Origin of the sequence: Streptomyces sp. NPDC048352 (assembly GCF_040651895.1) — a bacterium.
Lineage (GTDB): Bacteria > Actinomycetota > Actinomycetes > Streptomycetales > Streptomycetaceae > Streptomyces.
The window spans coordinates 13,867-40,080 of sequence record NZ_JBEZKZ010000059.1 but is presented as its reverse complement, the minus strand read 5'-3'; the positions used below and the strand labels follow the sequence as shown (position 1 = coordinate 40,080).

Sequence of the window (26,214 nt, the reverse complement as noted above, 5' to 3'; positions counted from 1 at the left end):
TGTCCGGCGGATCTCGGTCCAGCTGACGGACGAGGGGTACGCGGGGACTCTGCCGGGCGCGGCTATCCGTTCCCTACGTTCCGCGCCCGCGGCCGTCGCGCAGGGCCGGGTACGCGTCAGTGGCGGGCGCGCAGTGCCGCTTCGCCGGCGGCCCGCATGGCCGCGAGGGGGCCCGGGGTGCGGCCGGTCATCTGCTCGACCTGGAGCACGGCCTGGTGGACGAGCAGGTCGAGGCCGCCGAGGAGGGTGCCGCCGCGCTGCGTCCAGGAGGCCGCCAGGGCGGTGGGCCAGGGGTCGTAGAGGACGTCGAAGAGGGTGCCGGGGGCGGCCGGGACGGCGGTTGCCAGGTCGTCCGTGGCACCGGCCGGGGTGGTGGCGATGACCAGCGGGGCGGCCAGCGCCTGCGCCGCGTCGGACCAGTCGGCGGTGCGGACGTCGACGCCGAGCCGCTCGCCCCACTGGCGCATCTCGTCGGCGCGGGCGCGGGAGCGGACGTACGCCGTGACCTCGCCGGTGCAGATGCGGGCGAGGGCGGCGAGCGCCGAGGAGGCGGTGGCGCCCGCGCCCAGGACGGCGGCGGCGGGCACCTTCTCGACGCCGCGCTCGTGCAGGGCGGCGACGATCCCGGGGATGTCGGTGTTGTCGCCGAGGCGGCGTCCGTCCTCGGTGAGGACGACCGTGTTGACGGCCTCCACGGAGGCCGCGGTGTCGCTGACCGCGTCGAGCAGCGGCATGACCGCCCGCTTGAGCGGCATGGTCAGCGACAGCCCGGCCCACTCGGGGCCGAGGCCGGCCACGAAGGCGGGCAGCGCGGCCTCGTCGATCTCGAACCGGTCGTAGGACCAGTCGGCGAGGCCCAGCTCCCGGTACGCGGCGCGGTGCAGCACCGGTGAGAGGGAGTGCTCGATGGGCGAACCCAGCACCGCGGCCCGTATCCGTGACATGTCGTGCCTACCCGCCGTTCTTCTTCTGCGCCTGCCGCTCCTGGAACTCCGCGACGAGCTTCAGGTGCTCGTCGTAGGTCTTGGTGAAGGTCGTCTTGTCGCCGTCGACCGACACGAAGAACATCCAGCCGCCGTGGTCGGGGTTGAGCGTAGCGGTCACCGCGTCCGCGCCGGGGTTCCCGATCGGGCCGGGCGGCAGTCCCTTGACGAAGTGGGTGTTGTACGGGTTGTCGAACCTCTGCGCTTCCTTGAGGTTGAAGTTGATCTCGCTCTGGTTCTTGACGTAGTTGTACGTCGAGTCGAACTCGATCTTCTGGTTCGTGACGTCGTTGGTCTTCTTGAGGCGGTTGTAGACCACCTCGGACATCTTCCGGAAGTCGTCGTGGTTCTTGCCCTCGGCGTTGACGAGGCTGGCGACGGTGACCACCTGGAGCGGGTTCTCCAGGCCCAGCTCCTTGGCCTTGCCCTCGATCCCCATCTCCAGGTACTTGTCGGCCGCGTTCTTGACCATCTGCCGCAGCAGGGACTCGGGGGTGCTGTCCTTGCTGAGGTCGTAGCGCATCGGGAACAGGAAGCCCTCGAGCGGGTCCACGATCTTCGGGTTGTTCCCGGCCCAGGCCGGCAGGCCGAGGTTCTTCGCCTCGCGCTGGGCGATGTCCTTCGTGGTGCCGTCCGGCTTGCCGAGCTTCTTGTCGATCGCCTCGTACACCTTGGAGTTGCGCATGCCCTCGGTGACGGTGAGGACGTTCAGCTTGGTGGGGTCGATCATCACCGCGACGGCGGCCGCCGCCGACATCTTCTTCTTCAGCGGGTAGACGCCGGGCTGGATCGACTTGCCCCTGGGGTTGGCGTTGGCGGCGTCGACGAAGGCCTGGGCGCTGGCGACCACGCCGGCCTGCTTGAGGATCCGGCCCATCTGGCCCAGGCCGGCGTTCTTGGGGATCTCGACCTCGACCGTCTCGCCGCTGCCCTCGCCGGCGAAGTCCTCGGCCGCGCCGAAGCGGTCCTTGAGGTACGTGTAGCCGTAGTAGCCGCCACCGCCGACGACGCCGACGATCACCACGGCGGCGATCAGACAGGCCGCGCCGCTGCGTTTCTTCTGTTTGCCGCCCTTGCCGCCCTTGGCGCGGCCGCCGGCGCGACGCCCGCGCGAGGGCGGCTCGTCGCCGTCGTCCGAGCGGCCGCCCTCGGCGAGGAAGTCCTCCTCGGGCTCCTCGACCGGAGCCTCTTCGACCGGTTCCGGTTCGAGGTGGCGCAGGCCGGGCGGCGTGGGCGGCGGGTAGGCCTCGGCCGTGGTGTACAGGTCGGGGGCCTCGCCGGGGTAGGCCGCCACGGCCTGCTGCGCGTACGGGTCCGCGCCGGCGTACGGGTCCGCGACCGCGTACGCGTCGACCTGCACGGCGGCGGCCGCGTACTGGCCCTGGCCGGTGTCCCAGCCCTGGCCGCCGCTGCCGTCGTACAGGGGCTGCGGCGCCATCGGCTGCTGGGCCATGGGCTGGTGCGGGTGCTGGACCTGCTGGTCATAGCCCTGCTCGGGGTACTGCTGCGGGTACTGGCCCTCGTACTGCTGCTGGTACTGCGGCTCCTGCGGGTGGGCGTAGTGCTGCTGCGGGTCCCCGGAGTAGGGCACCTGCGCCTGCTGCGTCTGGTGCGCGGTCCACCCCTGGTCCCCGTACAACGGGTCCCCGGGGTGCCACGGTTCGGAGCCACCGCCCCGGCCATACTCAGTCATCGGTCCCCTAGAGCCGCGAGACGAAGGCCACGGCTTCCATCGGCCGCGACACCCGGTTCCGCCTCTTGTGAGCGACGGCTGTTCGAATGCCGTCTCATCGCGCGGAACGTTACCGTATCGCGATCAGACAACCACTTCGACGCACTCACCGGGCGGATTACCTGATACCCGTTCGGTCTCAAGAGCGTTCTGGAGGATGACCACAGCGGCCGCCTGGTCGATGACCGACCGGCCCTTCTTCGCGTTCCTGCCGGAGGCGCGCAGGCCCTGGGCGGCGGTGACCGTGGTCATCCGCTCGTCCACCAGCCGCACCGTCACCGGCTTGATCCCCTTGGCCAGTTCGTTCGCGAATGCGCGCACCTTGGCCGCGGCCGGCCCCTCGCGCCCGCTGAGCGAGCGGGGGAGGCCGACCACGACTTCGAGGGGCTCGTACTCCTCGACGAGCTGCCGCAGCCGCCGGTGGGCGAAGGGGATGTCCCGGCCCGGGACGGTCTCCACCGGCGTGGCCAGCACCCCGTCGGGGTCGCAGGACGCGACCCCGATCCGGGCGTCTCCGACGTCGATGGCCAGTCGGCGGCCGCGGCGCAGGCTCATCGTCAGGCCGTCTCTGCCACGAGGCGCTCGACCGCGGCGATGGCCTCCGGGACGGCGCCCGGGTTCTGGCCGCCGCCCTGGGCCACGTCCGGCTTGCCGCCACCGCCGCCGCCGAGGGTCTTGGCGGCGGTGCGGACCAGGTCACCGGCCTTGAGGCCGCGCTCGCGGGCCGCCTCGTTGGTGGCGATGACGGTCAGCGGGCGGTCGTTCGCCACGGTGAACAGCGCGACGACGGCCGGGCGGTCGCCCTGGATGCGGCCGCGGACGTCCAGCACCAGCTTGCGCAGGTCGTCGGCGCCCGTGCCGTCCGGCACCTGGCCGACGACGAGGGCGGTGCCGCGGATGTCCTGGGCGCCCGCGGCGAGACCGGCGGCGGCCTGGAGGACCTTCTCCGCGCGGAACTTCTCGATCTCCTTCTCGGCGTCCTTCAGCTTGCCGAGCATGGAGGCGATCTTCTCCGGCAGCTCCTCCGGACGGCCCTTGACCAGTTCCTGGAGCTGGGCGACGACCGTGTGCTCCTTGGCGAGGAAGTTGTACGCGTCGACGCCGACGAGGGCCTCGACGCGGCGCACGCCGGAGCCGATGGAGGACTCGCCGAGCAGCTTCACCAGACCCAGCTGGGAGGTGTTGCCGACGTGCGTGCCGCCGCACAGCTCCTTGGAGAAGTCGCCGATGGTGACGACGCGGACCCGCTCGCCGTACTTCTCGCCGAACTCGGCGATGGCGCCCTGCTTCTTCGCCTCGTCGATGCTCATGATCTCGGCGTGGACGTCGAGCTCGCGGGAGAGCACGTCGTTGATCTTCTGCTCGACGTCGGTGAGCACCGAGCCGGGGACGGCGTTCGGCGAGCCGAAGTCGAAGCGGAAGCGGCCGGGCGAGTTCTCGGAGCCGGCCTGGGCGGCCGTCGGGCCGAGGGCGTCGCGCAGCGCCTGGTGGGTCAGGTGCGTGGCCGAGTGGGCCCGGGCGATGGCCCGGCGGCGGTGGACGTCGATGGCGGCGTAGGCGGAGGCGCCCACGGTCACCTCGCCGACCTGTACCGAGCCCTTGTGCACGGAGACGCCCGGGACCGGCTGCTGCACGTCGCGGACGACGATGACGGCGCCCGAGTCGAGCTTGATGCGGCCCTGGTCGGCGAGCTGGCCGCCGCCCTCGGCGTAGAAGGGGGTGCGGTCGAGGACGACCTCGACGTCGTCGCCCTCGGAGGCGGCCGGCGCGGAGACGCCGTTGACCAGGAGGCCGACGATGGTGGCCTCGCCCTGGTTGGTGGCGTAGCCGGTGAACTCGGTGGCGCCGGAGCCGTCGGCGATCTCCCGGTAGGCCGACATGTCGGCGTGGCCGGTCTTCTTGGCCTTGGCGTCGGCCTTGGCGCGGTCGCGCTGCTCCTGCATCAGGCGGCGGAAGCCGGGCTCGTCCACGGTGAGGCCCTGCTCGGCGGCCATCTCCAGGGTGAGGTCGATCGGGAAGCCCCAGGTGTCGTGGAGCAGGAACGCCTTGTCGCCGGAGAGGACCGTGCCGCCGGCGGCCTTGGTCTCGGTCACGGCGGTGTCGAGGATGTTGGTGCCGCCCTTGACGGCCTTGAGGAAGGCGGCCTCCTCGGCGAGGGCCACGGTCTCGATGCGCTTGCGGTCGGTGAGCAGCTCCGGGTACTGCCGGCCCATCGTGTCGATGACGACGTCGATCAGGTCCTGGACGACGGGGCCGGTGGCGCCCATGAGGCGCATGTTGCGGATGGCGCGGCGCATGATGCGGCGCAGCACGTACCCGCGGCCCTCGTTGCCGGGGGTGACGCCGTCGCCGATGAGCATGACGGAGGTGCGCATGTGGTCGGCGACCACGCGCATCGAGACGTCGGTGCTCTGCGCGGCGCCGTAGCGCACGCCGGTCAGCTCGGTGGCCTTGTCCATCACCACGCGCAGGGTGTCGGTCTCGTACATGTTCTGCACGCCCTGCAGGATCATGGCGAGGCGTTCGAGGCCGAGACCGGTGTCGATGTTCTTCGACGGCAGGTCCCCGAGGATCGGGAAGTCCTCCTTGCCGTCGCCGGCGCCGCGCTCGTACTGCATGAAGACCAGGTTCCAGATCTCCACGTAGCGCTCGTCGTTGACGGCGGGGCCGCCCTCGACGCCGAACTCGGGGCCCCGGTCGTAGTTGATCTCGGAGCAGGGGCCGCAGGGGCCGGGAACGCCCATGGACCAGAAGTTGTCCTTCTTGCCCAGCCGCTGGATGCGCTCCTGCGGGACGCCGATCACGTCGCGCCAGATCGTTTCGGCCTCGTCGTCGTCGAGGTAGACCGTGATCCACAGCTTCTCGGGCTCGAGGCCGTAGCCGCCGTCCGCCACGGAGCTGGTGAGCAGCTCCCAGGCGTACTTGATGGCGCCTTCCTTGAAGTAGTCCCCGAAGGAGAAGTTGCCGCACATCTGGAAGAACGTGCCGTGGCGGGTGGTCTTGCCGACCTCTTCGATGTCCGGCGTGCGGACGCACTTCTGCACGCTGGTGGCGCGAGGGGCCGGGGGCTTGGTCTCGCCGAGGAAGTACGGCTTGAAGGGCACCATGCCCGCGTTGACCAGCAGCAGAGTCGGGTCGTCCGCGATGAGCGACGCCGAAGGGACAACGGTGTGACCGCGCTCCTCGAAGAAGCTCAGCCAGCGGCGGCGGATCTCAGCCGACTCCATCAGTGGTCCTCATTCCGGTTGTGCGTGACCGTCGAGCGGTTCGAACGGTGGGTGGTCTGGTCGTTCTGGTGGTACTCGATGGCCCGCAGCCGTCGCGGCCCGGGCAGGGCGGTGACGTTGTCGGGCCGGTCGGGATCCTGGTGCAACCCCAGTGCGTCGTTCAGCTCGTCCTCGCGCTGCGTCATTCCCGCCTTGACGTCGAGGGCGAACTCCTTGAGGCGGTGCCCGGCTTCCACGGCCTTGTCGGCGGCCTGGGCGGCGAGGCTCTCCGGCGTCAGCTTCTTCAGCTGCCGGTTGACCTTGGTGGTGGCCCACACGCCGGCGGCGGCGCCTGCGGTGAACCAGAAGGCTCGGCGGAACATCGGCGGTTTCAGCCCTTCTGCTTCCGGCGCCGGGCCTGCGGCACCGTACGGCCGACGATCACGGTTCGCCGGGTGGTCTTCTGCGGCTCGTCCTGCGTGCGGCCCAGGGCCTTGCGGACGCCGTAGCCGAAGGCCGCGACCTTGACCAGGGGTCCGCCGAAGGTGGAGGCCACGGTGGAGGAGAGCGCGGAGGCGTTGGAGGTGACCTCCTGGACGTCGCTCGCGATGGCGTCGACCCGGTCGAGCTGGGTGCGCGCGGAGCGGACGGTGGTCGAGGCGTCCGCAAGGAGCGGGACCGCCTGCTCGGTGACGTCGGCCACGAGCTTGGTGGCCGCCCGCAGCACCTGCGCGAGCCGCACCAGCACCACGGCGAGGAAGGACACCAGGATGGCCCAGAAGACGGCCACGAGGATGCCGGCCACCTCTCCACCGGACACGTTGCACCGCTTTCTGATCTGCTCGCCCACGGACTGCCTACGGAGAAAAGTCTTCTCCGACCCTATCGCGCCGGAGATCCGCCGCAGTACCGGAATTCCCGGACGGCTTCCGGGCACGGAAAGGCCCGCCGCCCCCCGGAGGGGACGGCGGGCCGATACCAGCCTGTGAGGGCTACGGCCGCCGGATCAGCGGGCGTAGTACTCGACGACGAGCTGCTCGTCGCAGATGACCGGGATTTCCTTGCGGTTCGGGTCGCGGTCCAGGCGGAAGGCCAGGGCCTTCAGGTTCACCTGGAGGTAACGCGGGGTCTCGCCCTCGCCGGCGTAGCCACCCTCGCGGGCGACCTGGAAGGGGTGCTTCTCGCGGCTGCGCTCGCGGACCGTGATGACGTCGTCGGGACGCACGCGGAACGACGGCTTGTCGACCTTGCCGCCGTTGACCTCGATGTGGCCGTGGACGACCATCTGGCGGGCCTGGTAGATGGTGCGGGCGATGCCGGCACGCAGGACCAGGGCGTCCAGACGACGCTCGAGCTCGACGACGAGCGCCTCGCCCGTCTTGCCCTCGGCCTTCTTCGCGCGGTCGTACGCGCGGGCCATCTGGCGCTCGGAGATGTCGTACTGGGCGCGCAGACGCTGCTTCTCGAGCAGACGGACCTTGTAGTCCGAGTTCTGCTTGCGGCCACGGCCGTGCTCGCCCGGCGGGTAGGGGCGGGCCTCGAAGTACTTGACGGCCTTCGGCGTCAGGGCGATGCCGAGGGCACGAGACTTCTTGACCTTGGGTCGCTTCTGGTTCACGGGGAACCTACCTCCATGTAAGTTAGGTGAGGCTTACCTTATCGAGGAGGACGTAATGTCTCGACCACATGGGATCCCCCTGCCCAGTGCGCGCCGCAGTTCGGATTCCAACGAAACGGAATCCGCTTTCGACGACGATAAGCAAGGTCAGCCGCGTCCCAGGGAAGGCGTTCGGCAGCTCACCGGAGCCGAACGCGTACGAACCCTCGTAGAGTCCAACGCCTCAGTATCCCTCACGCTGCCCGGTGCTTTCGACCAGGTGCGGTCCCCTGACCAGGCGGAGTGGTGGACAGGGGTGCCGGCCGCGCGGACCGTCACCCCGGACGGGGACGTGCTCCTCCTGGTACCAGGGGGATCCGCGGCTGCCAGGGCAGCCGCTCACGCCCAGGACGACGACCTCCCGGCCGTGATCGAGATCACGGACGTGGCGCCGGTGTCCGTGCCCCATCGTATCCGAGGCCGCGCGCGGCTGGCCGGGTGGCTGACGCCGGTGCGCGGGGACGACCGCGCGCCCTGTGCGGCGCTGCTCGCGGAGCGGCATCCGGTGGGCGAGCTGCTGGGCCTGACCGAGTCGCTGGACCCCCCGTACACCGGCCGCCCCGCCCAGATGATGCTGCGCCTGGAGGTCGGCGAGATCGCGGTGGACGACCTGTGGGGCGCCGAGCCGGTGGACCCGGACGAGCTGGTGGCCGCCGCGCCGGACCCGCTGACCGCCCACGAGACGGAGCTGCTCCAGCACCTGGCCTCCGCCCACGCCGAACGCGTCGCCGATCTGTGCGGGCTGCTCGGCTCCCGGCACACGGCCGGGATGAGCGCCGTACCCCTGGCCCTGGACCGCCTGGGGCTGCGCGTGCGCTTCACCGGCGGACCCGGCCGGGCCTCCTTCGACGCCCGCTTCGACTTCCCGGAGCCGGTGGCCGACGTCTGCGGCCTGCGGCGGGCGATGCGCGCCCTCTTCGCCGCCGCTCGCTGAGGCCCGCCCCGGGCCGGAACCCGGCGCTGCCGAGGTCTCAGGAGCCGCCGCCGCGCAGGCGTTCGCGCACCTTGTCGACCACGTCCGCGTAGCGCGCCTCGGCGCCGTAGCGCGTCGGCTCGTAGTACCGCTTGCCGTGGATCTCGTCCGGGGCGTACTGCTGCGCCGCGATCGCGCCCGGCACGTCGTGCGGGTAGACGTAGCCGACCGCGTGCCCCAGCTTCGCCGCGCCCTTGTAGTGCCCGTCCCGCAGGTGCGCGGGCACGGCCCCGGCCAGCCCGGCGCGGACGTCGGCCAGCGCGGCGCCGATCGCGGTCGTCGCGGTGTTCGACTTGGGCGCGAGCGCCAGCGCGATGGTGGCGTGCGACAGGGTCAGGGCGGCTTCCGGGAAGCCGATCATCGCCACCGCCTGGGCGGCCGCGACCGCCAGCGGCAGGGCCGTCGGGTCCGCCAGGCCGATGTCCTCGCTCGCGGAGATCATCAGGCGCCGCGCGATGAACCGCGGGTCCTCCCCCGCCTCGATCATCCGGGCCAGGTAGTGCAGGGCGGCGTCCACGTCCGAACCCCTGATCGACTTGATCAGGGCGCTCGCCACGTCGTAGTGCTGGTCGCCGTCCCGGTCGTAGCGGACCGCCGCCCGGTCGACCGCCTCCTCCAGCGTCTGGAGGGTGATCTCCTCCTCGCCCTTGGCGATGGCCGCACCGGCCCCCGCCTCCAGCGCGGTCAGCGCCCGGCGGGCGTCGCCGCCGGCGATGCGCAGCAGGTGCGCCTCGGCGTCGGCCGGCAGGGCCACCGCCCCGCCCAGCCCGCGCTCCTCCGTCAGCGCGCGCCGCAGCAGCGCGCTCAGGTCCTCGTCGGTCAGCGGCTCCAGGGTGAGGAGGAGCGAGCGCGACAGCAGCGGGGAGATGATCGAGAAGTACGGGTTCTCCGTGGTAGCCGCGATCAGGGTGACCCAGCGGTTCTCCACGGCGGGCAGCAGCGAGTCCTGCTGCGCCTTGCTGAAGCGGTGGATCTCGTCGAGGAAGAGGACGGTCTCCTTGCCGTAGCCGCCGGCGGCGCGCTTGGCGCCCTCGATGACGGCCCGGACCTCCTTGACGCCCGCGGTGATCGCCGACAGCTCGACGAACCGCTTCTGGGTGGCCTGGCTGACGACGTAGGCGAGGGTGGTCTTGCCGATGCCGGGCGGCCCCCACAGGATCACCGACGAGGCCCCGGCCGGTCCCCCGGCGCCCTCCCCCACCAGCCGGCGCAGCGGCGAGCCCGGCTTCAGCAGGTGCTGCTGGCCGACGACCTCGTTCAGGTTGCGCGGGCGCATGCGGACGGCGAGCGGGGAGCTCGCGGGGTCCTTCTCCCGGCGGTCCTCGGCGGCGGCGGTGAAGAGATCTGGTTCCACACCGGAAGCCTATGCGAGGCCACTGACAGAGCGGCGGGGCTCAGGAGGTCCAGAAGTCCCACCAGCGGGTCAGGATCAGCATGCCGATGATCCCGACGTGCAGGACGGGCAGGACCCAGGTGAACTCGTCCAGGAAGCCGCGCAGCGGGCCGGGGGCGGGCAGCAGGCCCTGGCGGACGTTGTGCGAGGTGACGTACCAGAACATCAGGATGGTGGCGACCCAGGCCAGGCAGCACCACAGGCACAGCGAGTTGATGTTGTACAGCGACTGGTACATCAGCCAGGTGCAGAAGCCGACGCCGAACAGGGTGCCGGCGTTCAGGGTCAGCCAGTACCAGCGGCCGAAGCGGGCGCCGGCCAGCAGGCTCATGCCGACGCAGACGACGATCCCGTAGGCGACCAGGCCCAGCATCGGGTTCGGGAAGCCGAAGACCGCCGCCTGCTCGCTCTTCATGATGTTGCCGCAGGAGACGATCGGGTTCAGGCTGCAGCCCGGCGTGAAGTTCGGGTCCTCCAGCAGCTTGAACTTGTCAATGGTGATCACCCAGGCGGCCAGCAGGCCCGCCGCTCCCGTGATGACCAGCAGCAGGGCCAGTGCCCGGCTCCCGCCGAAGGTCCGCCGGGCGGTGTCCGCGCCCGCGCCTGTTGTCGTCATCCCGATCCCGCCCGCTCCGCGTCCGCAAGGTCATCAAGCAGGGGCCATTGTGCCGTACGGGGGCGTGCGCCTTCCGTTCGGCGGGGATAAGGACGGCCGGGACGCCCCCTCGGAAAACGGCCCGGGGCGGGGCGGGGGAGGACGTCCCCCGCCCCGCCCCGGGCGGACGCGTACGTCAGGCCAGACGGGCCCGGACCTGGGCGACCACGTCGGTGACCGGCACGGCGGCCTGCTCGCCGGACTCCATGTCCTTGAGCTGGACGACGCCCTCGGCGAGGTCGCGGTCACCCGCGACGATCGCGAAGCGCGCGCCGCTGCGGTTGGCGTCCTTCATGGCGCCCTTGAGGCCCTTTCCACCGTAGGACATGTCGGCCGCGACCCCGGCCTTGCGCAGCTCGGTCACCAGGGCGAAGACGGCCGGCTTGGCCGCGCCCAGCGCGACCGCGAACACCGCCGTCGAGGCCGGGATGTCCAGCTCCACTCCCTCCGCCTCCAGGGCGAGGACGGTGCGGTCCACCCCGAGCGCCCAGCCGACCGACGGCAGCGCCGGTCCGCCGATCATCTCGGACAGGCCGTCGTAGCGGCCGCCGCCGCCGACCGCGGACTGCGAGCCCAGGCCGTCGTGGACGAACTCGAAGGTGGTGCGGGTGTAGTAGTCGAGGCCGCGCACGAGCTTCTCGTCGTCCTCGAAAGCGACGCCGGCTGCCGTGACCAGGGCCCGGACCTCCTCGTGGTACGCCTTGCAGGCGTCGCAGAGGTAGTCGCGCAGCACGGGCGCGCCCACCAGCTGCTTCTGCACCTCGGGCCGCTTGTCGTCGAGGACGCGCAGCGGGTTGATCTCGGCCCGGCGGACGGTCTCCTCGTCGAGGTCGAGGCCGCGCAGGAAGGTCTGGAGCGCCTCCCGGTACACGGGGCGGCACTCCTTGTCGCCGAGCGAGTTCAGCAGGATGCGGAAGTTCCGCAGGCCCAGCGAGCGGTACGCCTGGTCGGCCAGGATGATCAGCTCGGCGTCCAGCGCCGGGTCCTCGGCGCCGATGGCCTCGGCACCGACCTGCGAGAAGTGGCGGTAGCGGCCCTTCTGCGGCTTCTCGTAGCGGTAGTACGAGCCCGAGTACCAGAGCTTGACCGGCAGGTTGCCCTTCTTGTGCAGGCTGGCCTCCAGCGCGGCGCGCAGGACGGAGGCGGTGCCCTCGGGGCGCAGGGCGAGCTGGTCGCCGCCCTTGGTCTCGAAGGCGTACATCTCCTTGGAGACGATGTCGGTGGACTCGCCGACGCCGCGGGCGAAGAGGCCGACGTCCTCGAAGCCGGGGGTCTCGATGTAGCCGTAGCCGGAGTTGCGCAGGGGCGCGGAGATGGCCTCGCGCACCGCCAGGTACTTCACGGAGACCGGCGGGATCAGGTCGTACGTGCCCTTGGGGGCCTGAAAAGTAGCCACGAAACTCTCGTCACATTCCTCGTCGTGGGGCGGCGGTGCCGTCCCCCAGGCCGGCGGCGACTTCCCGCAAGTACGGGTTGGTCGCGCGCTCGCGGCCGATGGTGGTCTGGGGACCGTGGCCGGACAGCACCACCGTCGAGTCCTCCAGCGGCAGGCACACGCGGGCCAGCGACTGGAGCATCTCGGCGTGGGAGCCGCCGGGCAGGTCGGTGCGTCCGATGGAGCCGGCGAAGAGCAGGTCACCCGAGAAGAAGACCGGCGGGACCTCCGCCTGCTCGGGCATCCGGAAGGTCACCGACCCCTTGGTATGCCCGGGCGCGTGCGCCACCGAGAACTCCATCCCGGCCAGCTTGAGGCTGCTGCCGTCGGACAGCTCGCGGACGTCGTCCGGCTCACCGACGGTCAGCTCCCCCATGAGCGGCATCCCGATGGAGCGGCCGAGCGCCTTCTCCGGGTCGCTCATCATGTAGCGGTCCTCGGGGTGGATCCAGGCCGGTACGTCGTGTGCTCCGCACACCGGGACCACCGAGGCCACATGATCGATGTGGCCGTGGGTGAGGACGACCGCGACGGGCTTGAGACGGTGCTTCTTCAGCGTCTCCTCGACGCCCTGGGCGGCCTGGTGGCCCGGGTCGATGATGACGCACTCCTCACCGGCGGCGGGGGCGACCAGGTAGCAGTTGGTGCCCCAGGCCCCGGCGGGGAATCCGGCAATCAGCACGTTCGTCCTCAATCGTCGTCCGGCGGCAGGCAGCGGATCGGAATCTGCTGCTCAGAGCCTACCGGCGCCCCTCATCACACAGCGAACCCATATACGGTACGGCCTAACCCAGCCCGGACAGCGGTACCAGAGACGCACAAGGAGACGACCCGGTGGTCACGAGCGATCAGCGTCGGCGACAGCTCGCCAGGGAGAAGTTCGAGCGCCAGCAGAAGCGCCGCGCGGAGGCCCGCCGCAAGTCGCGGCAGCGCATGGCGGTCATCGGCGCGGCGGCGGCCGTCGTGGTCGCCACGCTGGTCGGCCTCGTCGCGGGCGGCGTGTTCGACGGCGAGGACACGAAGGACGCGGCGGCGGACCCCTCGGCGAGCCCGTCGGCGCCGGCGCCGAAGAAGTCCCCCTCCCCCGCTATGGCGATCGACGACAAGGCGAAGTACACCTTCGACCTGAAGACCAGCGCGGGCGACGTGAAGTTCGAGATGGACGCCGCGAAGACCCCGCAGACGGTGAACTCGTTCAAGTCGCTCGCCGACAAGGGCTTCTTCGACGGCACCAAGTGCCACCGCCTGGTGACGGGCGGGATCTTCGTCCTCCAGTGCGGCGACCCGGAGGGCACGGGCATGGGCGGGCCCGGCTACAACGTCCCGGACGAGAACCTGGACGCCCTGGGCAAGCCGAACGAGCAGGGCCAGGTGATCTACCCGGCCGGCACCGTGGCGATGGCGAACACCGGCCGGCCCGGCACCGGCGGCAGCCAGTTCTTCCTCGTCTACAAGGACAGCCCCCTCGCCCCGTCCTACACGCCCTTCGGCAGGATCGACGCCGCGGGCCTGAAGGTGCTGGAGGAGGTGGCCAAGGCCGGGACCTCCGACGGAGCCCAGGACGGGGCCCCCAAGACGCCGGTGACCATCCAGAAGGGCGCCGTCACCAAGAACTGACGGGTCACGCGGCCCCGGGCCCGGCCGGCCCGCCTCCCCCGCACCGATATTCCGTCGTGCGGGATGCGGACAGCCGGCCCGGCGGTCGCCTATGTTGGCGTTGTGCAGGGCGGGCGCTGCCCGCCCCAGGAAACTGTGGACGATGCCCGGGGGCTGAACCCCTCGGCGGGCATCAGGTGGAGGAGGCGCTGTGAGCAGCGACCCGTGGGGCCGAGTCGACGAGACCGGCACCGTGTACGTGCGTACTTCCGAGGGCGAGCAGGTCGTCGGCTCGTGGCAGGCGGGCACCCCCGAGGAGGCCCTGGCCTACTTCGAGCGCAAGTACGAGGGCCTGGTGGTCGAGATCGGCCTCCTCGAACGGCGGGTGCGGACCACCGATCTGTCCGCCAAGGACGCCCAGACGGCCATCGAGCACCTGCGGACCCAGGTGGACGAGCACCACGCCGTCGGGGACCTCGACGCGCTGCGCGTCCGGCTCGACAAGCTGGTGGCGACGGTGGACTCGCGGCGCGAGGAGCGCAAGGTCCAGAAGGCCAAGCAGGCGGACGAGGCCCGTTCGGCCAAGGACGCCCTGGTCACCGAGGCCGAGCAGCTGGCGCAGAGCGACCAGTGGCGCAGCGCCGGCGAGCGGCTGCGCGCGCTGGTGGACATCTGGAAGGGCCTGCCCCGGCTCGACCGCAAGTCGGACGACGAGCTGTGGCACCGCTTCTCGCACGCCCGCTCCGCCTTCTCCAAGCGCCGCAAGGCCCACTTCGCCGCGCTGGACGCCCAGCGCGAGGAGGCCCGCAAGGCCAAGGAGAAGCTGGTCGCGGAGGCCGAGTCGCTGTCGAAGTCGACGGACTGGGGTCCGACGGCCGCCCGCTACCGCGAGCTGATGGACAGCTGGAAGGCGGCGGGCCGGGCGCAGCGCGAGGCCGAGGACGACCTGTGGAACCGTTTCCGCGGTGCGCAGGACGTGTTCTTCGCGGCGCGCGGCGAGGTCTTCGCGGAGCGCGACGCCGAGCAGGTCGAGAACCTGAAGCTGAAGGAGGAGCTGGCCGTCGAGGCGGAGAAGCTCGTCCCCGTGACGGACCTGAAGGCGGCCCGCGCCGCGTTCCGTGCCATCAACGAGCGCTGGGAGGCCATCGGCCACGTGCCGCGCGACGCGCGTCCCAAGGTCGAGGGCCGGATGCACGCCGTGGAGCGGGCGATCCAGGAGGCCGAGGAGGGCGAGTGGCGCCGTACGAACCCGGAGGCGCGGGCCCGCGCGGCCGGTCTGACGGGTCAGCTCCAGGCGGCCGTCGACAAGCTGCGCGAGCAGGTCGACGCGGCGCGCGCGGCCGGCAACAACGCGAAGGCGGACAAGCTGGCGCGTGAGCTCGAGGGCCGGCAGGCCCTGCTGGACCAGGCGCTGAAGGGCCTGGAGGAGTTCGGCGGCTGACGCCCTGGGGCCCTGGGCCCTGCTCCGCCGATGGGCACCACCGGTTCCGTCCGGTGGTGCCCATCGGCCGTCGCGGGGTGGCGCGCCCCCCGTACCGGATCTTCCTCACACGCCGCGAACGCGTCCCCTTTTGTGGAGCCTCTTCGTCACCTGGCTTCGACACAGGGTGCGCGCTGGTCGCACCTGACACCTGTGTAACGTTGTACGGTGCCGCCTCGGCGGCCCTCTGCCGGGCGACGACCAGGATCGAATGTGACGCATACCCAGATACGCGCCGATGTCCCCGACTCACTTCTTGTTGCCCGGCCGATCACCAGCAAGAAGGAGTCGGGTCCCCGGGGCCTCGGACGGCGCGTACTCGCCAACCTCGAGCGGGCCCGGAAGGCGCTGCTGATCCACCTGGCCCTGCGCGCCACCGGGCTCGCCGTCATGGCGGTCTGGGCGGAGCGCAAGGGCGTACAGCCGCTGGAGATCCTGGGCGGGCGCTGGGACGCCGTCTACTACCTGCACATCGCCGAGAACGGTCTGACGACTCCGCTGGCGACCCCCTCGCCCTGCGCCTTCGCGGGTCCGAGCTGCCAGATGGCGTTCTTCCCCGTCTATCCCATGCTGGTGCGGTACACCTCGTACGTCACGCACCTGCCCATGAACTGGGTGGCGATGGGGCTGGCGCTGTTCGCCTCGGTGATCGCCGCGTGGGGCATCTTCGCCGTCACCGACAAGATCTACGGACGCCGGGTGGCGCTCTTCACCTGCGCCCTGTTCGCGATCGTTCCGGCGGCGCTGGTCCAGTCGATGGCGTACACCGAGCCGCTGTTCCTCGCCCTCTCGGTGTGGGCGATGTACGCGGTGATGACGAAGTCCTGGCTGACGGCCGGTGTGCTGGCCCTCTTCGCGGGCGCCACCCGGCCCTCCGGCTCGGCCATCGTCGCGGCCGTGGTGCTGGCGGGCGTGTGGGAGTACGTGCAGTGGCGCCGCAAGCGGCGTGCGCAGCGGCCGGCCGTGGGCCGGATCGTGGCGGCCTCGCTGATCGCGCCGCTGGGCTGGTTCGGGTACGTCGGCTACGTGGGCTGGCACTTCGGCCGCTGGGACGGCTACTTCGAGCTCCAGCGGCGGTGGGGTTCCGTCTATGACGGCGGCTTCGACACGGTCAACGAGCTGAAGAAGACCTTCACCGAGGTCCACACCACCCTCAACCACGTGGTGGTCTCGCTGACGGTGGTCACGGCGGTGGTGCTGTTCGTGCTGATGACGCGTCGGCGCCGGCCCCCGATGGTCGTGTGGATCTTCGCGGCCATGATCATGCTGATGGCGCTGGGCGGCGCGGGCTTCTACTTCTCGAAGATGCGCTTCATCATGCCGGCGTTCCCGCTGCTGTTCCCCTTCGCGCTGGCCCTCGCGCGGGCCCGCAGGAGCACCGTGATGTGGATCATCGGTTCGGCCACCGCCGTCTCCGCGCTCTTCGGGGGCAACCTCAACTTCGTCTGGTGGGGCTGCCCCTGACCGGCCCGGCACGTCGCACGACAGTGGGCGCCACCCCTCGGGGGTGGCGCCCACTGTCGTGCGCGGTGCGGTGCGCTACGGCCGGCGGGCCGAGGTGACGCGGTAGACGTCGTAGACGCCCTCGACGCCCCGTACGGCCTTCAGGACGTGGCCCAGGTGCTTGGGGTCGCCCATCTCGAAGGTGAACCGGGAGGTCGCCACCCGGTCGCGGGAGGTCTGCACGGCCGCAGAGAGGATGTTCACGTGCTGGTCCGAGAGGACCCGGGTGACGTCCGACAGCAGACGCGACCGGTCCAGCGCCTCCACCTGGATGGCGACCAGGAAGACGGAGGACTGGGTCGGCGCCCACTCCACCTCCAGCATCCGCTCGGGCTGCTGGGAGAGGGAGTCGACGTTGACGCAGTCGGCGCGGTGAACCGATACGCCACTGCCGCGGGTGACGAAGCCGATGATCGGGTCGCCGGGCACCGGGGTGCAGCAGCGGGCCAGCTTCACCCACACGTCGTCCACGCCCTTGACGACCACACCGGGGTCGGCGTTGCCGCGCCGCTTGGTACGGGCGCGCGACGGCGGGATGCTCTCCTCGATGTCCTCGTTGGCGGCCTCCTCGCCGCCGAGGGCCTGCACCAGCTTCTGTACGACGCCCTGCGCGGCCACGTGGCCCTCGCCGATCGCCGCGTACAGGGAGGAGATGTCCGGGTAGCGCATCTCGTGCGCCAGCGTGACGAGGGAGTCGCCCGTCAGGATCCGCTGGATCGGCAGGTTCTGCTTGCGCATGGCCCGCGCGATGGCGTCCTTGCCGTGCTCGATGGCCTCGTCGCGGCGCTCCTTGGAGAACCAGGCGCGGATCTTGTTGCGCGCCCGCGGGGACTTCACGAACCCCAGCCAGTCGCGGGAGGGGCCCGCGCCCTCGGCCTTGGAGGTGAAGACCTCCACCAGGTCCCCGTTGTCGAGCGTGGACTCCAGCGGGACGAGGCGGCCGTTGACCCGCGCCCCTATGGTGCGGTGGCCGACCTCGGTGTGGACGGCGTACGCGAAGTCGACGGGGGTGGCGCCTGCGGGCAGCGCGATGACGTCGCCCTTCGGCGTGAAGACGAAGACCTCGTTGCGGGAGAGGTCGAAGCGCAGCGAGTCGAGGAACTCGCCCGGGTCCTCGGTCTCCTTCTGCCAGTCGAGCAGCTGGCGCAGCCAGGCCATGTCGTTGACCGTGTCCTGGCCGGCGCTGCCCTTGGCGGCCTGCGGGACGTCGGTGCGCACCTTGGAGGCGCCGGCGACGGTCTGCTGCTTGTACTTCCAGTGCGCGGCGATGCCGTACTCGGCGCGGCGGTGCATGTCGAAGGTGCGGATCTGGAGTTCGACCGGCTTGCCGCTGGGTCCGATGACCGTCGTGTGGAGCGACTGGTACATGTTGAACTTGGGCATCGCGATGTAGTCCTTGAACCGGCCGGGGACCGGGTTCCAGCGCGCGTGCACCGTGCCGAGGGCGGCGTAGCAGTCCCGGACGGTGTCCACGAGGACGCGGATGCCGACCAGGTCGTAGATCTCCGCGAAGTCACGGCCGCGGACGATCATCTTCTGGTAGACGCTGTAGTAGTGCTTGGGTCTGCCGGTGACGGTGGCCTTGATGCGGGCCGCGCGCAGGTCGACCATCACCTCGTCCGTGACGACGGCGAGGTACTCGTCGCGCTTGGGCGCCCGCTCGGCGACCAGCCGCACGATCTCGTCGTACATCTTGGGGTAGAGGATCGCGAAGGCGAGGTCCTCGAGCTCCCACTTGATCGTGTTCATGCCGAGGCGGTGGGCCAGCGGCGCGTAGATCTCGAGGGTCTCGCGGGCCTTCTTCTCCTGCTTCTCCCGCTTGAGGTAGCGCATGGTGCGCATGTTGTGCAGGCGGTCGGCGAGCTTGATGACGAGGACCCGGGGGTCCTTGGCCATGGCGACGACCATCTTGCGGACGGTCTCGGCCTGGGCGGCCTCGCCGAACTTGACCCGGTCGAGCTTGGTGACGCCGTCGACGAGGAGGGCGACGGCGTCGCCGAAGTCGCGGCGGAGCTGGTCCAGGCCGTACTCGGTGTCCTCGACGGTGTCGTGCAGCAGGCCCGCCATCAGGGTGGCCGGGTCCATCCCCAGCTCGGCGAGGATGGTGGTCACCGCGAGCGGGTGGGTGATGTACGGGTCGCCGCTCTTGCGCTTCTGGCCGCGGTGCCAGCGTTCGGCGACCTGGTAGGCCTGCTCGATCTGGCGCAGCGTCGCCGTTTCGATCTTCGGGTCGTTGCTGCGGACTATGCGGAGCAGGGGTTCCAGTACCGGGTTGTACGGGTTGGAACGCTGCACGCCGAGACGCGCCAGCCTGGCGCGCACCCGGTTGGAGGACCCGGCCGGCCTGGCCGGCGCGGGCTTGACCGGCGGGGCGGGCGGGGGCGTGGCTGCGGCCGCCGCGGCCTGCTCGGCCTGCGGGTCGGGCTGTGCGGCGGAGAGTGGCTGGACCTCGTCTGGCAAGAGCGCTCCTCTGGGGGTCCCCCCGGAGGGAGTCCGGGGGAGGATCCGGGGCCCCGGTCAGGTCCGGATAAACCATGGTAGCGAGGGTTCCGCCGCCCCGTTCGCCGCGGCCGCTCCCCGGGACGCGCGCCCGGGCCGGCTCCGGCCCGCCTCCAGCGCCGGCCGCCCCGCGGGGCGGGGGCGGAGCCCGCGGAAGCGGCGCCGCACCCACACGAAAGCGGCGGGTCCCCGGCATCCCGGGAACCCGCCGCTCCGGCAGAGCAGGTCAGACGACGATCAGCGAATCCAGCGGGGCCCCCGCCAGCGCGGCGGCCAGCTTGGCCCGCCCCGGGAGGAACGACAGCTCCATCAGGACCGCCACCCCGGCGACCTCGGCGCCGGCCCGCCGGATCAGCTCCAGCGAGGCCTCGGCGGTGCCGCCGGTGGCCAGGACGTCGTCGATGACCATGACCCGGTCACCGGCCGACAGGTCCTCCGCGTGGACCTCGATCTCGGCGGTGCCGTACTCCAGCTCGTACGCCTGCGCGAGCGTGGCGCCCGGCAGCTTGCCGGCCTTGCGCACGGGGACGAAGCCGAGGCCCGCCTGGACCGCGACCGGGGCCGCGAGGATGAACCCCCGCGCCTCCAGGCCGACGATCTTCGTGGCGCCGTACCGGACGGCCAGCTCGACCAGGGCCTCGGTCAGCGCGGCGAAGGCCTTCGGGTCGGCGAGCAGCGGGGTGATGTCCTTGAACACCACCCCCGCCTTCGGATAGTCCGGGACGTCGGTGATCCGGCTGAGCAGCAGCTCGCGGAGCTCGGCGGAAGAGGCCGTGGTCACCGGCGCCGCCTCCCCTGGCCGCCCTGGGCCACGACCTGCGGGGTCTCGTCCGCCTCGGCGTCCGGGTCGGCGCCCTCGCCCTTGGCGGCCGCGGCCGCGCGCTTGGCGAGCACCCGCTTGGTCAGCGCCTTCATCGCCGGCTCCCGCTCCTTCAGGTCCACGACCAGCGGGGTGGCGATGAAGATCGAGGAGTACGCGCCGGCCGCGAGGCCGACGAACAGCGACAGCGAGATGTCGTTGAGCATGCCGGCGCCCAGGAAGCCGCCGCCGATGAACAGCAGGCCCGCGACCGGGAGCAGCGCGACGACCGTCGTGTTGATCGAGCGGACCAGCGTGCCGTTGATGCTGCGGTTGGCGATCTCGCTGAAGGTGTAGCGGGTCTGCTTCGTGATGTCCTTCGAGCCCTCCTTGAGACCGTCGAAGACGACGACGGTGTCGTAGAGGGAGTAACCGAGGATGGTGAGCAGACCGATCACGGTGCCCGGGGTGACCTCGAAGCCGACCAGGGCGTACACGCCGACGGTGATGGTGAGGTCGTGGATCAGCGCGATCAGCGCGGCGACCGCCATCCGCCACTCGAAGGCGATGGCGAGGTAGATCACCACGAGGACCATGAAGACGCCGAGGCCGGTCCAGGCCTTGTTCGCGATCTGCTCGCCCCAGCTGGGGCCGACCAGGTCCGCGTTGATCTGGGCCGCGTCGACCTTGAGGTCGGCGCCGAGCTGCTTCTTCACGGAGGCCGCGGAGTCGGTGTCCAGACCGGAGATCTGGATGCGCAGGCCGCCGGTGCCGAGCTCCTGGACGATCGCGTCGTGCCCGGAGGCCTTCTCCGCGTCCTCGGTCGCCTTGGCGACGGAGACCGACGTCTTCGGGGTGGTGAAGACGGCGCCGCCCTTGAACTCGATGCCCATGTTGAGGCCTTGGACGGCCAGGGCCACGATCGCCGTGATGGTGATCAGGATGGAAACGCCGTACCAGAGAAAGCGCTTGCCGACGAAGTCGTAGCCGACCTCACCGCGGTACAGCCTGGCGCCGAGATCTCCCAGCTTCGACATCTCTCACGCCTCCTTTGCGTCGACGGGGGCGGGGACGGACGCGCCGCGGCGGGACCGGCGCAGCGGCGGCTTGACGCCGAGCCGCTTGGGGTCGAGCCCGGACCACGGGTGCCCGCTCGAGAAGAACGTCGTACGGGCCAGCAGGGTCATGACGGGCTTGGTGAAGAGGAACACCACGACCACGTCGAGCAGGGTGGTCAGACCCAGCGTGAAGGCGAAGCCCTGGACCTTGCCCACGGTGACGATGAAGAGCACCGCGGCGGCGAGGAACGACACGAAGTCGGAGACCAGGATGGTGCGCCGGGCCCGCGGCCAGGCGCGCTCGACGGCCGGACGCAGGGTGCGGCCCTCGCGGATCTCGTCCCGGATGCGCTCGAAGTACACGATGAACGAGTCGGCCGTGATGCCGATCGCGACGATAGCGCCGCAGACGGCCGGCAGGTTCAGGGCGAAGCCGATGCCCTTGCCCAGCAGCGCCATGATCGTGTACGTGAGGATCGCGGACACCATCAGGCTGACGATGGCGATGAAGGCCAGACCGCGGTAGTACACGAGCAGGTAGATCACCACGAGGGCGAGGCCGATGGCGCCGGCGATGAGGCCGGCCTTCAGCTGCTCGCCGCCGAGGGCGGCGGTGACGGTGGTGACGCTGTCCTCCTGGAAGGACAGCGGCAGGGCGCCGTACGAGAGCATGTTGCCCAGGTCCTGCGCGGACTGCTGGGTGAAGCCGCCGGAGATCTCGGCGTTGCCGCCGGTCAGCGCCTGGCCGACGGACGGGTCGGAGATGACCTCGCCGTCGAGCACGATCGCGAACTGGTTCTGCGGGGACTGCTTGGTGGCCAGCTCACCGGTGATCTTGGCGAACTTGTCGGCGCCCTTGTCGGTGAACTGCATGGTGACGATCCACTGACCGCGCTGCTGGTCGATGACGCCCTGAGCGTCCTTGACGTCCTGGCCGTTGACCTGCGCCGGACCGAGGACCCACTTGCCCCAGGCGTCGCCGCGGCGGCCACAGGCGATCATCGGGTCCTCGGGCTTGGCGCCCTTGCCCGCGGCGGCCCGCTGGTCCTCCTTGGTGCAGTCCAGAGCCGCGAACTTCGCCTGGAGGTCCGCTACGGCCGGGTCCGTCGACGGGGTCGGAACGGGGGCCGGGGCGGAGGGCGTGGCCTTGCTGTCGTCTGCCTTCTTCGACTCGCTCGCCGAGGGCGAGGGAGTGGGGGTGCCCGGGGCCTTGAGGGCCTCGCTGAGCACACGGCCCTGGGAAGTGGCGCTGGACGACGGGGTGGCCGACGCGGAGGGCTTGGAGCCCTCGGCCTTGGGGGCGCCGGAACCGCTCGCGGAGGGGCTCGGCGACGTGCTCGGCTTCGGCTCGGGAGCGGCGGGGGCGCCGTCGGCGAAGGCCAGCACGGGGCGGAAGTACAGCTGGGCGGTGGTGCCGACCTGCTCGCGCGCCTGCTGCTCGTTCGTCCCCTTGGGGATGTTCACGATGATGTGGTCGCGGCCCTGGGTCTGGACCTCGGCCTCCGAGACGCCGAGACCGTTGACGCGGCGCTCGATGATGCCGACCGCCGTGTTCATGTTGGTCTCGTTGACGGCGTCCGGCTTGCCGGGCTCGCTCTTGGCCTTGAGCGTGATGCTCGTACCGCCGGCGAGGTCGATGCCCAGCCGGGGCGTCGTCTGCTTCGTGAGGAACATCCCCGCGGTGAGCGCCACCATCGCGATCAGGATGAAGGCCAGGGCGCGCCCCGGCCTCCCCTGAGCCCCCGTGGGCCGCCGGCCCTTCTTCGGTGCTGCCACCTTGTCGTTTCTCCCTGTCCAACCGTCCCGCGCCGGGTCAGCGCGCGGACGGCCACGAAATGTGTGGTGGGGACCCCTGCCCCCCGCAGAAGTTCACTGCGGGAACCGTGGCGGATGCCGGTCGGACACCACCGCGGCCCCCGAGCTGACGCTACTTGGTGCCGGGCTCGCCGTCGGTCTTGCCGTCCTTCGGCTCGTCGTCCTTGGGCTCGTCCTTCTTGCCCAGGTCGAGCTTGGGGGCCTCGTCCGTCTTCGGGGCGTCGCCACCGGTGAGCGAGGAGGCGTCGTCCGGGACGACCGGGGTGTCCTCGGGGGTCTCGGAGAAGCCGTGGACGATCCGGTTGTACTCGGAGTCCTCCAGGACGGCGCCGATGGCGTTCTTCGCGTAAACCGCGTGGACACCCGGAGCCACCTCGAGGGTGACGGTGTCCTCGCCGATCTCCTTCACCGTGGCGTACATGCCGCCGATGGTGCGGACGCCGGTGCCGGTCGTCATCTGGTCGCGCATCTGAGCGGCCTGGGCCTGCTTCTTCTTGGCGGACCGGGTCATCAGGAACATCGCCCCGATGAGCACGATGAACGGGAGCAAGAAGCTGATGTTGTTCACGGGACGAGGATCCTTCGCACGGCCGCGCCGGGGAGCGGCCATTTCTACGGGGGTGGGCACGCCGGCCCGAAGGGTCGGCATCGGCGGAGTCTAGGCGAGTCCGCACCGATGGAACAACGCCCAGCATGGCACCGCAGTTCCTGACCGGTCTAACCTCCGCGCCGTCAGCCCCCGAAGAGGCCCTGTTGTCCGCTTGATCCGCTGCCGCCCTGCTGGGGCGGGACGAGGCCCAGGTGGGCCCATGCGGCGGGGGTCGCGACCCGCCCGCGGGGGGTACGGGCGAGCAGGCCCTCCCGTACCAGGAAGGGCTCGGCCACCTCCTCGACGGTCTCCCGCTCCTCGCCCACGGCGACGGCCAGGGTCGACAGCCCGACGGGCCCGCCGCCGAACAGCTTGAGCAGGGCCTCCAGCACGGCCCGGTCCAGCCGGTCCAGCCCGCGCGCGTCCACCTCGTACACCTGGAGGGCGGTGGCGGCCACCTCACGGGTGATCACCCCGTCGGCCCGCACCTGCGCGTAGTCGCGTACGCGGCGCAGGAGCCGGTTGGCGATGCGGGGGGTGCCGCGGGAGCGGCCGGCGATCTCGGCGGCGCCGGCGGTGTCGATCTCGACGTCGAGGAGGCGGGCGGAGCGGTGGACGACGCGCTCCAGTTCCTCGGGGGCGTAGAACTCCATGTGCCCGGTGAAGCCGAAGCGGTCCCGCAGGGGCGGGGGCAGCAGGCCGGCGCGGGTGGTGGCGCCGACGAGGGTGAAGGGCGGCAGCTCCAGCGGGATGGCGGTGGCTCCCGGCCCCTTGCCGACGATCACGTCGACGCGGAAGTCCTCCATGGCCATGTACAGCATCTCCTCGGCGGGCCGGGACATGCGGTGGATCTCGTCGAGGAAGAGGACCTCGCCCTCCTGGAGGGAGGACAGGATCGCGGCGAGGTCGCCGGCGTGCTGGATGGCGGGTCCGGAGGTGATCCGGATGGGCGCGCCCATCTCCGCTGCGATGATCACGGAGAGGGTGGTCTTGCCGAGGCCGGGGGCGCCGGACAGCAGCACGTGGTCGGCGGTGGCACCGCGCTGGCGGGCGGCCTTCAGCACGAGGTCCAGCTGCTGGCGGACCTTCTCCTGGCCGACGAACTCGCCGAGGTCCTTGGGCCGCAGCGCCGCCTCGACGGCGGTGTCCTCCCCGTCGGCAGCCGCGGCCACGATCCGGTCGTCGCTCTCGTCATCCCAGTTCACGGTGCTCAGTCTGCCTTCTACGTCGTTGCGGTGGTCGATCCGGTCCCCGGCCCGGCCGGGGTCGGGATCCCGCCGCGCGGGCGGGGGTCCCGTGCCCGGTGCGGGAACCGGCGCGCGGTGCGGGGTCCCGCGGCGGGTCCCGGGTCCCGCTGCGCGGGCGGGGGTCCCGTGCCGGGTCCCGGTACCGCGCCCGGAGAGAGGACCGGCGCACGGTGCGGGGTCCCGTCCCAGCCCCGGCCCCGTGCCGGGTTCGGGGGTTCCGCCGCGCCGACGGGGTCCCGTGCCGGGTCCCGGTACCGCGCCCAGTGCGGAGCCCCGCGCCCGGTGCTGGGTCCCGCCGCGCCGACGGGGTCCCCCTGTGCGGAGGCCCGTCGTGCGGTGTTGCTCCCCGACCTGGCCGGGTCCGTCCCGGATGGCGGCTCCGCGCAGCGGTGCGGCCGTCCGTCAGCGGGCGCGGTTGAGGGACTGCAGCGCGGCCCGCAGCAGCTGCGGCACCGGCGCGGAGCCGCCGGCGGCGATGGCCGCCTCCGCCTGCGGCGTCACCGCGGAGACGGCCTCGTCCGCGTCCCGGGACGCGTACCCCAGCCCGATCAGCGCGGCCGTGAGCTGCTCGGTCCAGGGGGCGGGCCCCGACGCGGCGGGCGCGCGCTGCGCGCCGACCACCGGGCCGCCGGGCGCGCCCAGCTTGTCCTTCAGCTCCAGCAGCAGCTTCTGCGCACCCTTCGGCCCGATCCCCGGCACCGCCGTCAGCGCCTTCGCGTCCCCCGTGGCGAAGGCGACCCGCAGCGCGTCGGGGCTGTGCACCCCGAGCATCGCCTGGGCCACCCGCGGCCCGACCCCGCTCGCGGTCTGCAGCAGCTCGAAGACGTGGCGCTCGTCGTCGTCCGCGAAGCCGTACAGGGTCAGCGAGTCCTCCCGTACGACCAGGGAGGTGGCCAGCCGCGCCTGCTCGCCGACCCGCAGTCCGGCGATGGTGTTCGGCGTGCACTGCACGGCCATGCCCACGCCCCCGACCTCGATCACGGCCAGGGTGGGGGCGAGCGCGGCGACGGGGCCGCTGACGAAGGCGATCATCGGGTACGGCCTTTCAGGACGTGCGGGGCGGTGGCGTGCCGGGCGACCGCCTGCTGGAGGCGGTTCTGGGCGGGGGCCCGCCAGATGTGGCAGATGGCGAGGGCGAGCGCGTCGGCGGCGTCCGCGGGCTTGGGCGGTTCGGCGAGCCGCAGCAGCCGGGTCACCATGGCCCCGACCTGCGCCTTGTCGGCCCGGCCGCTCCCGGTGACGGCGGCCTTGACCTCACTGGGGGTGTGCAGGGCGACCGGTATGCCGCGGCGCGCGGCGCACAGCATGGCGACGGCACTGGCCTGGGCGGTGCCCATGACGGTACGAACGTTGTGCTGGCTGAAAACCCGCTCCACGGCGACGAACTCCGGCCGGTGCGCGTCGAGCCACTCCTCGATGCCGGCCTCGATCGCGACCAGCCGGTGCCCCAGCTCGGCATCGGCCGGCGTCCGCACCACCCCGACGCCGACCATGGTCAGGGGCCGCCCGGCGACTCCCTCGACCACGCCGACGCCGCACCGCGTCAGCCCCGGGTCCACACCCAGTACGCGCACTCCGCCCCCTACGTCGACAC

General features: G+C 71.5%; 23 protein-coding genes. 4 read left to right on the top strand and 19 right to left on the bottom strand.

Features of this window, described 5'->3' with window-relative positions:
• Window positions 1–116: 116 nt before the first annotated feature.
• The 7 genes from AB0D45_RS25640 to rpsD form a co-directional block, all read right to left on the bottom strand.
• Window positions 117–944 carry a shikimate dehydrogenase gene (locus AB0D45_RS25640; protein ID WP_362463019.1) on the bottom strand — a complete coding sequence of 276 codons (828 nt, stop codon included), beginning with the start codon at window positions 942–944 and terminating at the stop codon, window positions 117–119.
• A gap of 7 nt (window positions 945–951) precedes the next feature.
• A complete protein-coding gene (gene mltG / locus AB0D45_RS25635) occupies window positions 952–2,676 on the bottom strand; it encodes an endolytic transglycosylase MltG (protein WP_362463016.1) in 1,725 nt (574 codons plus the stop codon).
• 123 nt (window positions 2,677–2,799) lie between these two features.
• Complete coding sequence (gene ruvX / locus AB0D45_RS25630) at window positions 2,800–3,270, bottom strand: Holliday junction resolvase RuvX (protein WP_359121373.1); 471 nt, start codon at window positions 3,268–3,270, stop codon at window positions 2,800–2,802.
• Window positions 3,271–3,272: 2 nt separating this feature from the next.
• A complete protein-coding gene (alaS, locus tag AB0D45_RS25625) occupies window positions 3,273–5,942 on the bottom strand; it encodes an alanine--tRNA ligase (protein WP_361599764.1) in 2,670 nt (889 codons plus the stop codon).
• Window positions 5,942–6,304 carry a DUF6167 family protein gene (locus AB0D45_RS25620; protein ID WP_362463013.1) on the bottom strand — a complete coding sequence of 121 codons (363 nt, stop codon included), beginning with the start codon at window positions 6,302–6,304 and terminating at the stop codon, window positions 5,942–5,944. Before AB0D45_RS25620 ends, alaS begins: the two co-directional genes overlap by 1 nt.
• 8 nt (window positions 6,305–6,312) lie before the next feature.
• Window positions 6,313–6,741: a DUF948 domain-containing protein gene (locus AB0D45_RS25615; RefSeq protein WP_361599758.1), complete on the bottom strand. Its 429-nt coding sequence runs from the start codon at window positions 6,739–6,741 to the stop codon at window positions 6,313–6,315.
• A 186-nt stretch (window positions 6,742–6,927) separates the two neighbouring features.
• Window positions 6,928–7,539: a 30S ribosomal protein S4 gene (rpsD, locus tag AB0D45_RS25610; RefSeq protein WP_007263048.1), complete on the bottom strand. Its 612-nt coding sequence runs from the start codon at window positions 7,537–7,539 to the stop codon at window positions 6,928–6,930.
• A gap of 55 nt (window positions 7,540–7,594) precedes the next feature.
• On the opposite strand from rpsD, the gene AB0D45_RS25605 reads away from it, so the two are divergent.
• Window positions 7,595–8,512 (top strand): DUF2470 domain-containing protein, encoded by a 918-nt coding sequence (locus AB0D45_RS25605; RefSeq protein WP_362463010.1) that lies wholly within the window; start codon window positions 7,595–7,597, stop codon window positions 8,510–8,512.
• Window positions 8,513–8,549: 37 nt separating this feature from the next.
• On the opposite strand, the gene AB0D45_RS25600 is transcribed toward AB0D45_RS25605, so the two are convergent.
• The 4 genes from AB0D45_RS25600 to AB0D45_RS25585 all read right to left on the bottom strand — a co-directional run bounded on the left by AB0D45_RS25600 (window position 8,550) and on the right by AB0D45_RS25585 (window position 12,716).
• Window positions 8,550–9,905 carry a replication-associated recombination protein A gene (locus AB0D45_RS25600; RefSeq protein WP_362463007.1) on the bottom strand — a complete coding sequence of 452 codons (1,356 nt, stop codon included), beginning with the start codon at window positions 9,903–9,905 and terminating at the stop codon, window positions 8,550–8,552.
• 40 nt (window positions 9,906–9,945) lie between these two features.
• Window positions 9,946–10,560 (bottom strand): vitamin K epoxide reductase family protein, encoded by a 615-nt coding sequence (locus AB0D45_RS25595; RefSeq protein WP_362463005.1) that lies wholly within the window; start codon window positions 10,558–10,560, stop codon window positions 9,946–9,948.
• Between the two features lie 175 nt (window positions 10,561–10,735).
• Entirely contained in the window at window positions 10,736–11,995 is a 1,260-nt protein-coding gene (hisS, locus tag AB0D45_RS25590) for a histidine--tRNA ligase (RefSeq protein WP_362463003.1), read from the bottom strand.
• A gap of 10 nt (window positions 11,996–12,005) precedes the next feature.
• Window positions 12,006–12,716, bottom strand: a complete 711-nt coding sequence (locus AB0D45_RS25585) for an MBL fold metallo-hydrolase (RefSeq protein WP_361599742.1) — start codon at window positions 12,714–12,716, stop codon at window positions 12,006–12,008.
• A 152-nt stretch (window positions 12,717–12,868) separates the two neighbouring features.
• Here AB0D45_RS25585 and AB0D45_RS25580 point away from each other — a divergent pair, with 152 nt between their 5' ends.
• The 3 genes from AB0D45_RS25580 (at window position 12,869) to AB0D45_RS25570 (ending at window position 16,574) form a co-directional block, all read left to right on the top strand.
• Window positions 12,869–13,651, top strand: a complete 783-nt coding sequence (locus AB0D45_RS25580) for a peptidylprolyl isomerase (RefSeq protein WP_362463000.1) — start codon at window positions 12,869–12,871, stop codon at window positions 13,649–13,651.
• 190 nt (window positions 13,652–13,841) lie between these two features.
• On the top strand, window positions 13,842–15,071 hold the full coding sequence (locus AB0D45_RS25575; protein WP_361599736.1) for a DUF349 domain-containing protein: 1,230 nt from the start codon (window positions 13,842–13,844) through the stop codon (window positions 15,069–15,071).
• Between the two features lie 252 nt (window positions 15,072–15,323).
• On the top strand, window positions 15,324–16,574 hold the full coding sequence (locus AB0D45_RS25570) for a hypothetical protein (RefSeq protein WP_362462997.1): 1,251 nt from the start codon (window positions 15,324–15,326) through the stop codon (window positions 16,572–16,574).
• Window positions 16,575–16,649: 75 nt separating this feature from the next.
• On the opposite strand, the gene AB0D45_RS25565 is transcribed toward AB0D45_RS25570, so the two are convergent.
• The 8 genes from AB0D45_RS25565 to ruvC form a co-directional block, all read right to left on the bottom strand.
• Window positions 16,650–19,073 (bottom strand): bifunctional (p)ppGpp synthetase/guanosine-3',5'-bis(diphosphate) 3'-pyrophosphohydrolase, encoded by a 2,424-nt coding sequence (locus tag AB0D45_RS25565; protein ID WP_361599730.1) that lies wholly within the window; start codon window positions 19,071–19,073, stop codon window positions 16,650–16,652.
• Between the two features lie 265 nt (window positions 19,074–19,338).
• Window positions 19,339–19,893 (bottom strand): adenine phosphoribosyltransferase, encoded by a 555-nt coding sequence (locus AB0D45_RS25560; protein ID WP_361610282.1) that lies wholly within the window; start codon window positions 19,891–19,893, stop codon window positions 19,339–19,341.
• A complete protein-coding gene (gene secF / locus AB0D45_RS25555; RefSeq protein WP_362462994.1) occupies window positions 19,890–20,948 on the bottom strand; it encodes a protein translocase subunit SecF in 1,059 nt (352 codons plus the stop codon). Before secF ends, AB0D45_RS25560 begins: the two co-directional genes overlap by 4 nt.
• A 3-nt stretch (window positions 20,949–20,951) precedes the next feature.
• A complete protein-coding gene (gene secD / locus AB0D45_RS25550; RefSeq protein ID WP_362462993.1) occupies window positions 20,952–22,745 on the bottom strand; it encodes a protein translocase subunit SecD in 1,794 nt (597 codons plus the stop codon).
• Between the two features lie 151 nt (window positions 22,746–22,896).
• Window positions 22,897–23,394 (bottom strand): preprotein translocase subunit YajC, encoded by a 498-nt coding sequence (gene yajC / locus AB0D45_RS25545; RefSeq protein WP_362463033.1) that lies wholly within the window; start codon window positions 23,392–23,394, stop codon window positions 22,897–22,899.
• 122 nt (window positions 23,395–23,516) lie between these two features.
• Entirely contained in the window at window positions 23,517–24,578 is a 1,062-nt protein-coding gene (gene ruvB / locus AB0D45_RS25540) for a Holliday junction branch migration DNA helicase RuvB (protein WP_362462990.1), read from the bottom strand.
• A 444-nt stretch (window positions 24,579–25,022) separates the two neighbouring features.
• Entirely contained in the window at window positions 25,023–25,652 is a 630-nt protein-coding gene (gene ruvA, locus AB0D45_RS25535; RefSeq protein WP_361610276.1) for a Holliday junction branch migration protein RuvA, read from the bottom strand.
• Entirely contained in the window at window positions 25,649–26,194 is a 546-nt protein-coding gene (gene ruvC / locus AB0D45_RS25530; protein WP_361610274.1) for a crossover junction endodeoxyribonuclease RuvC, read from the bottom strand. Before ruvC ends, ruvA begins: the two co-directional genes overlap by 4 nt.
• Window positions 26,195–26,214: the final 20 nt, after the last annotated feature.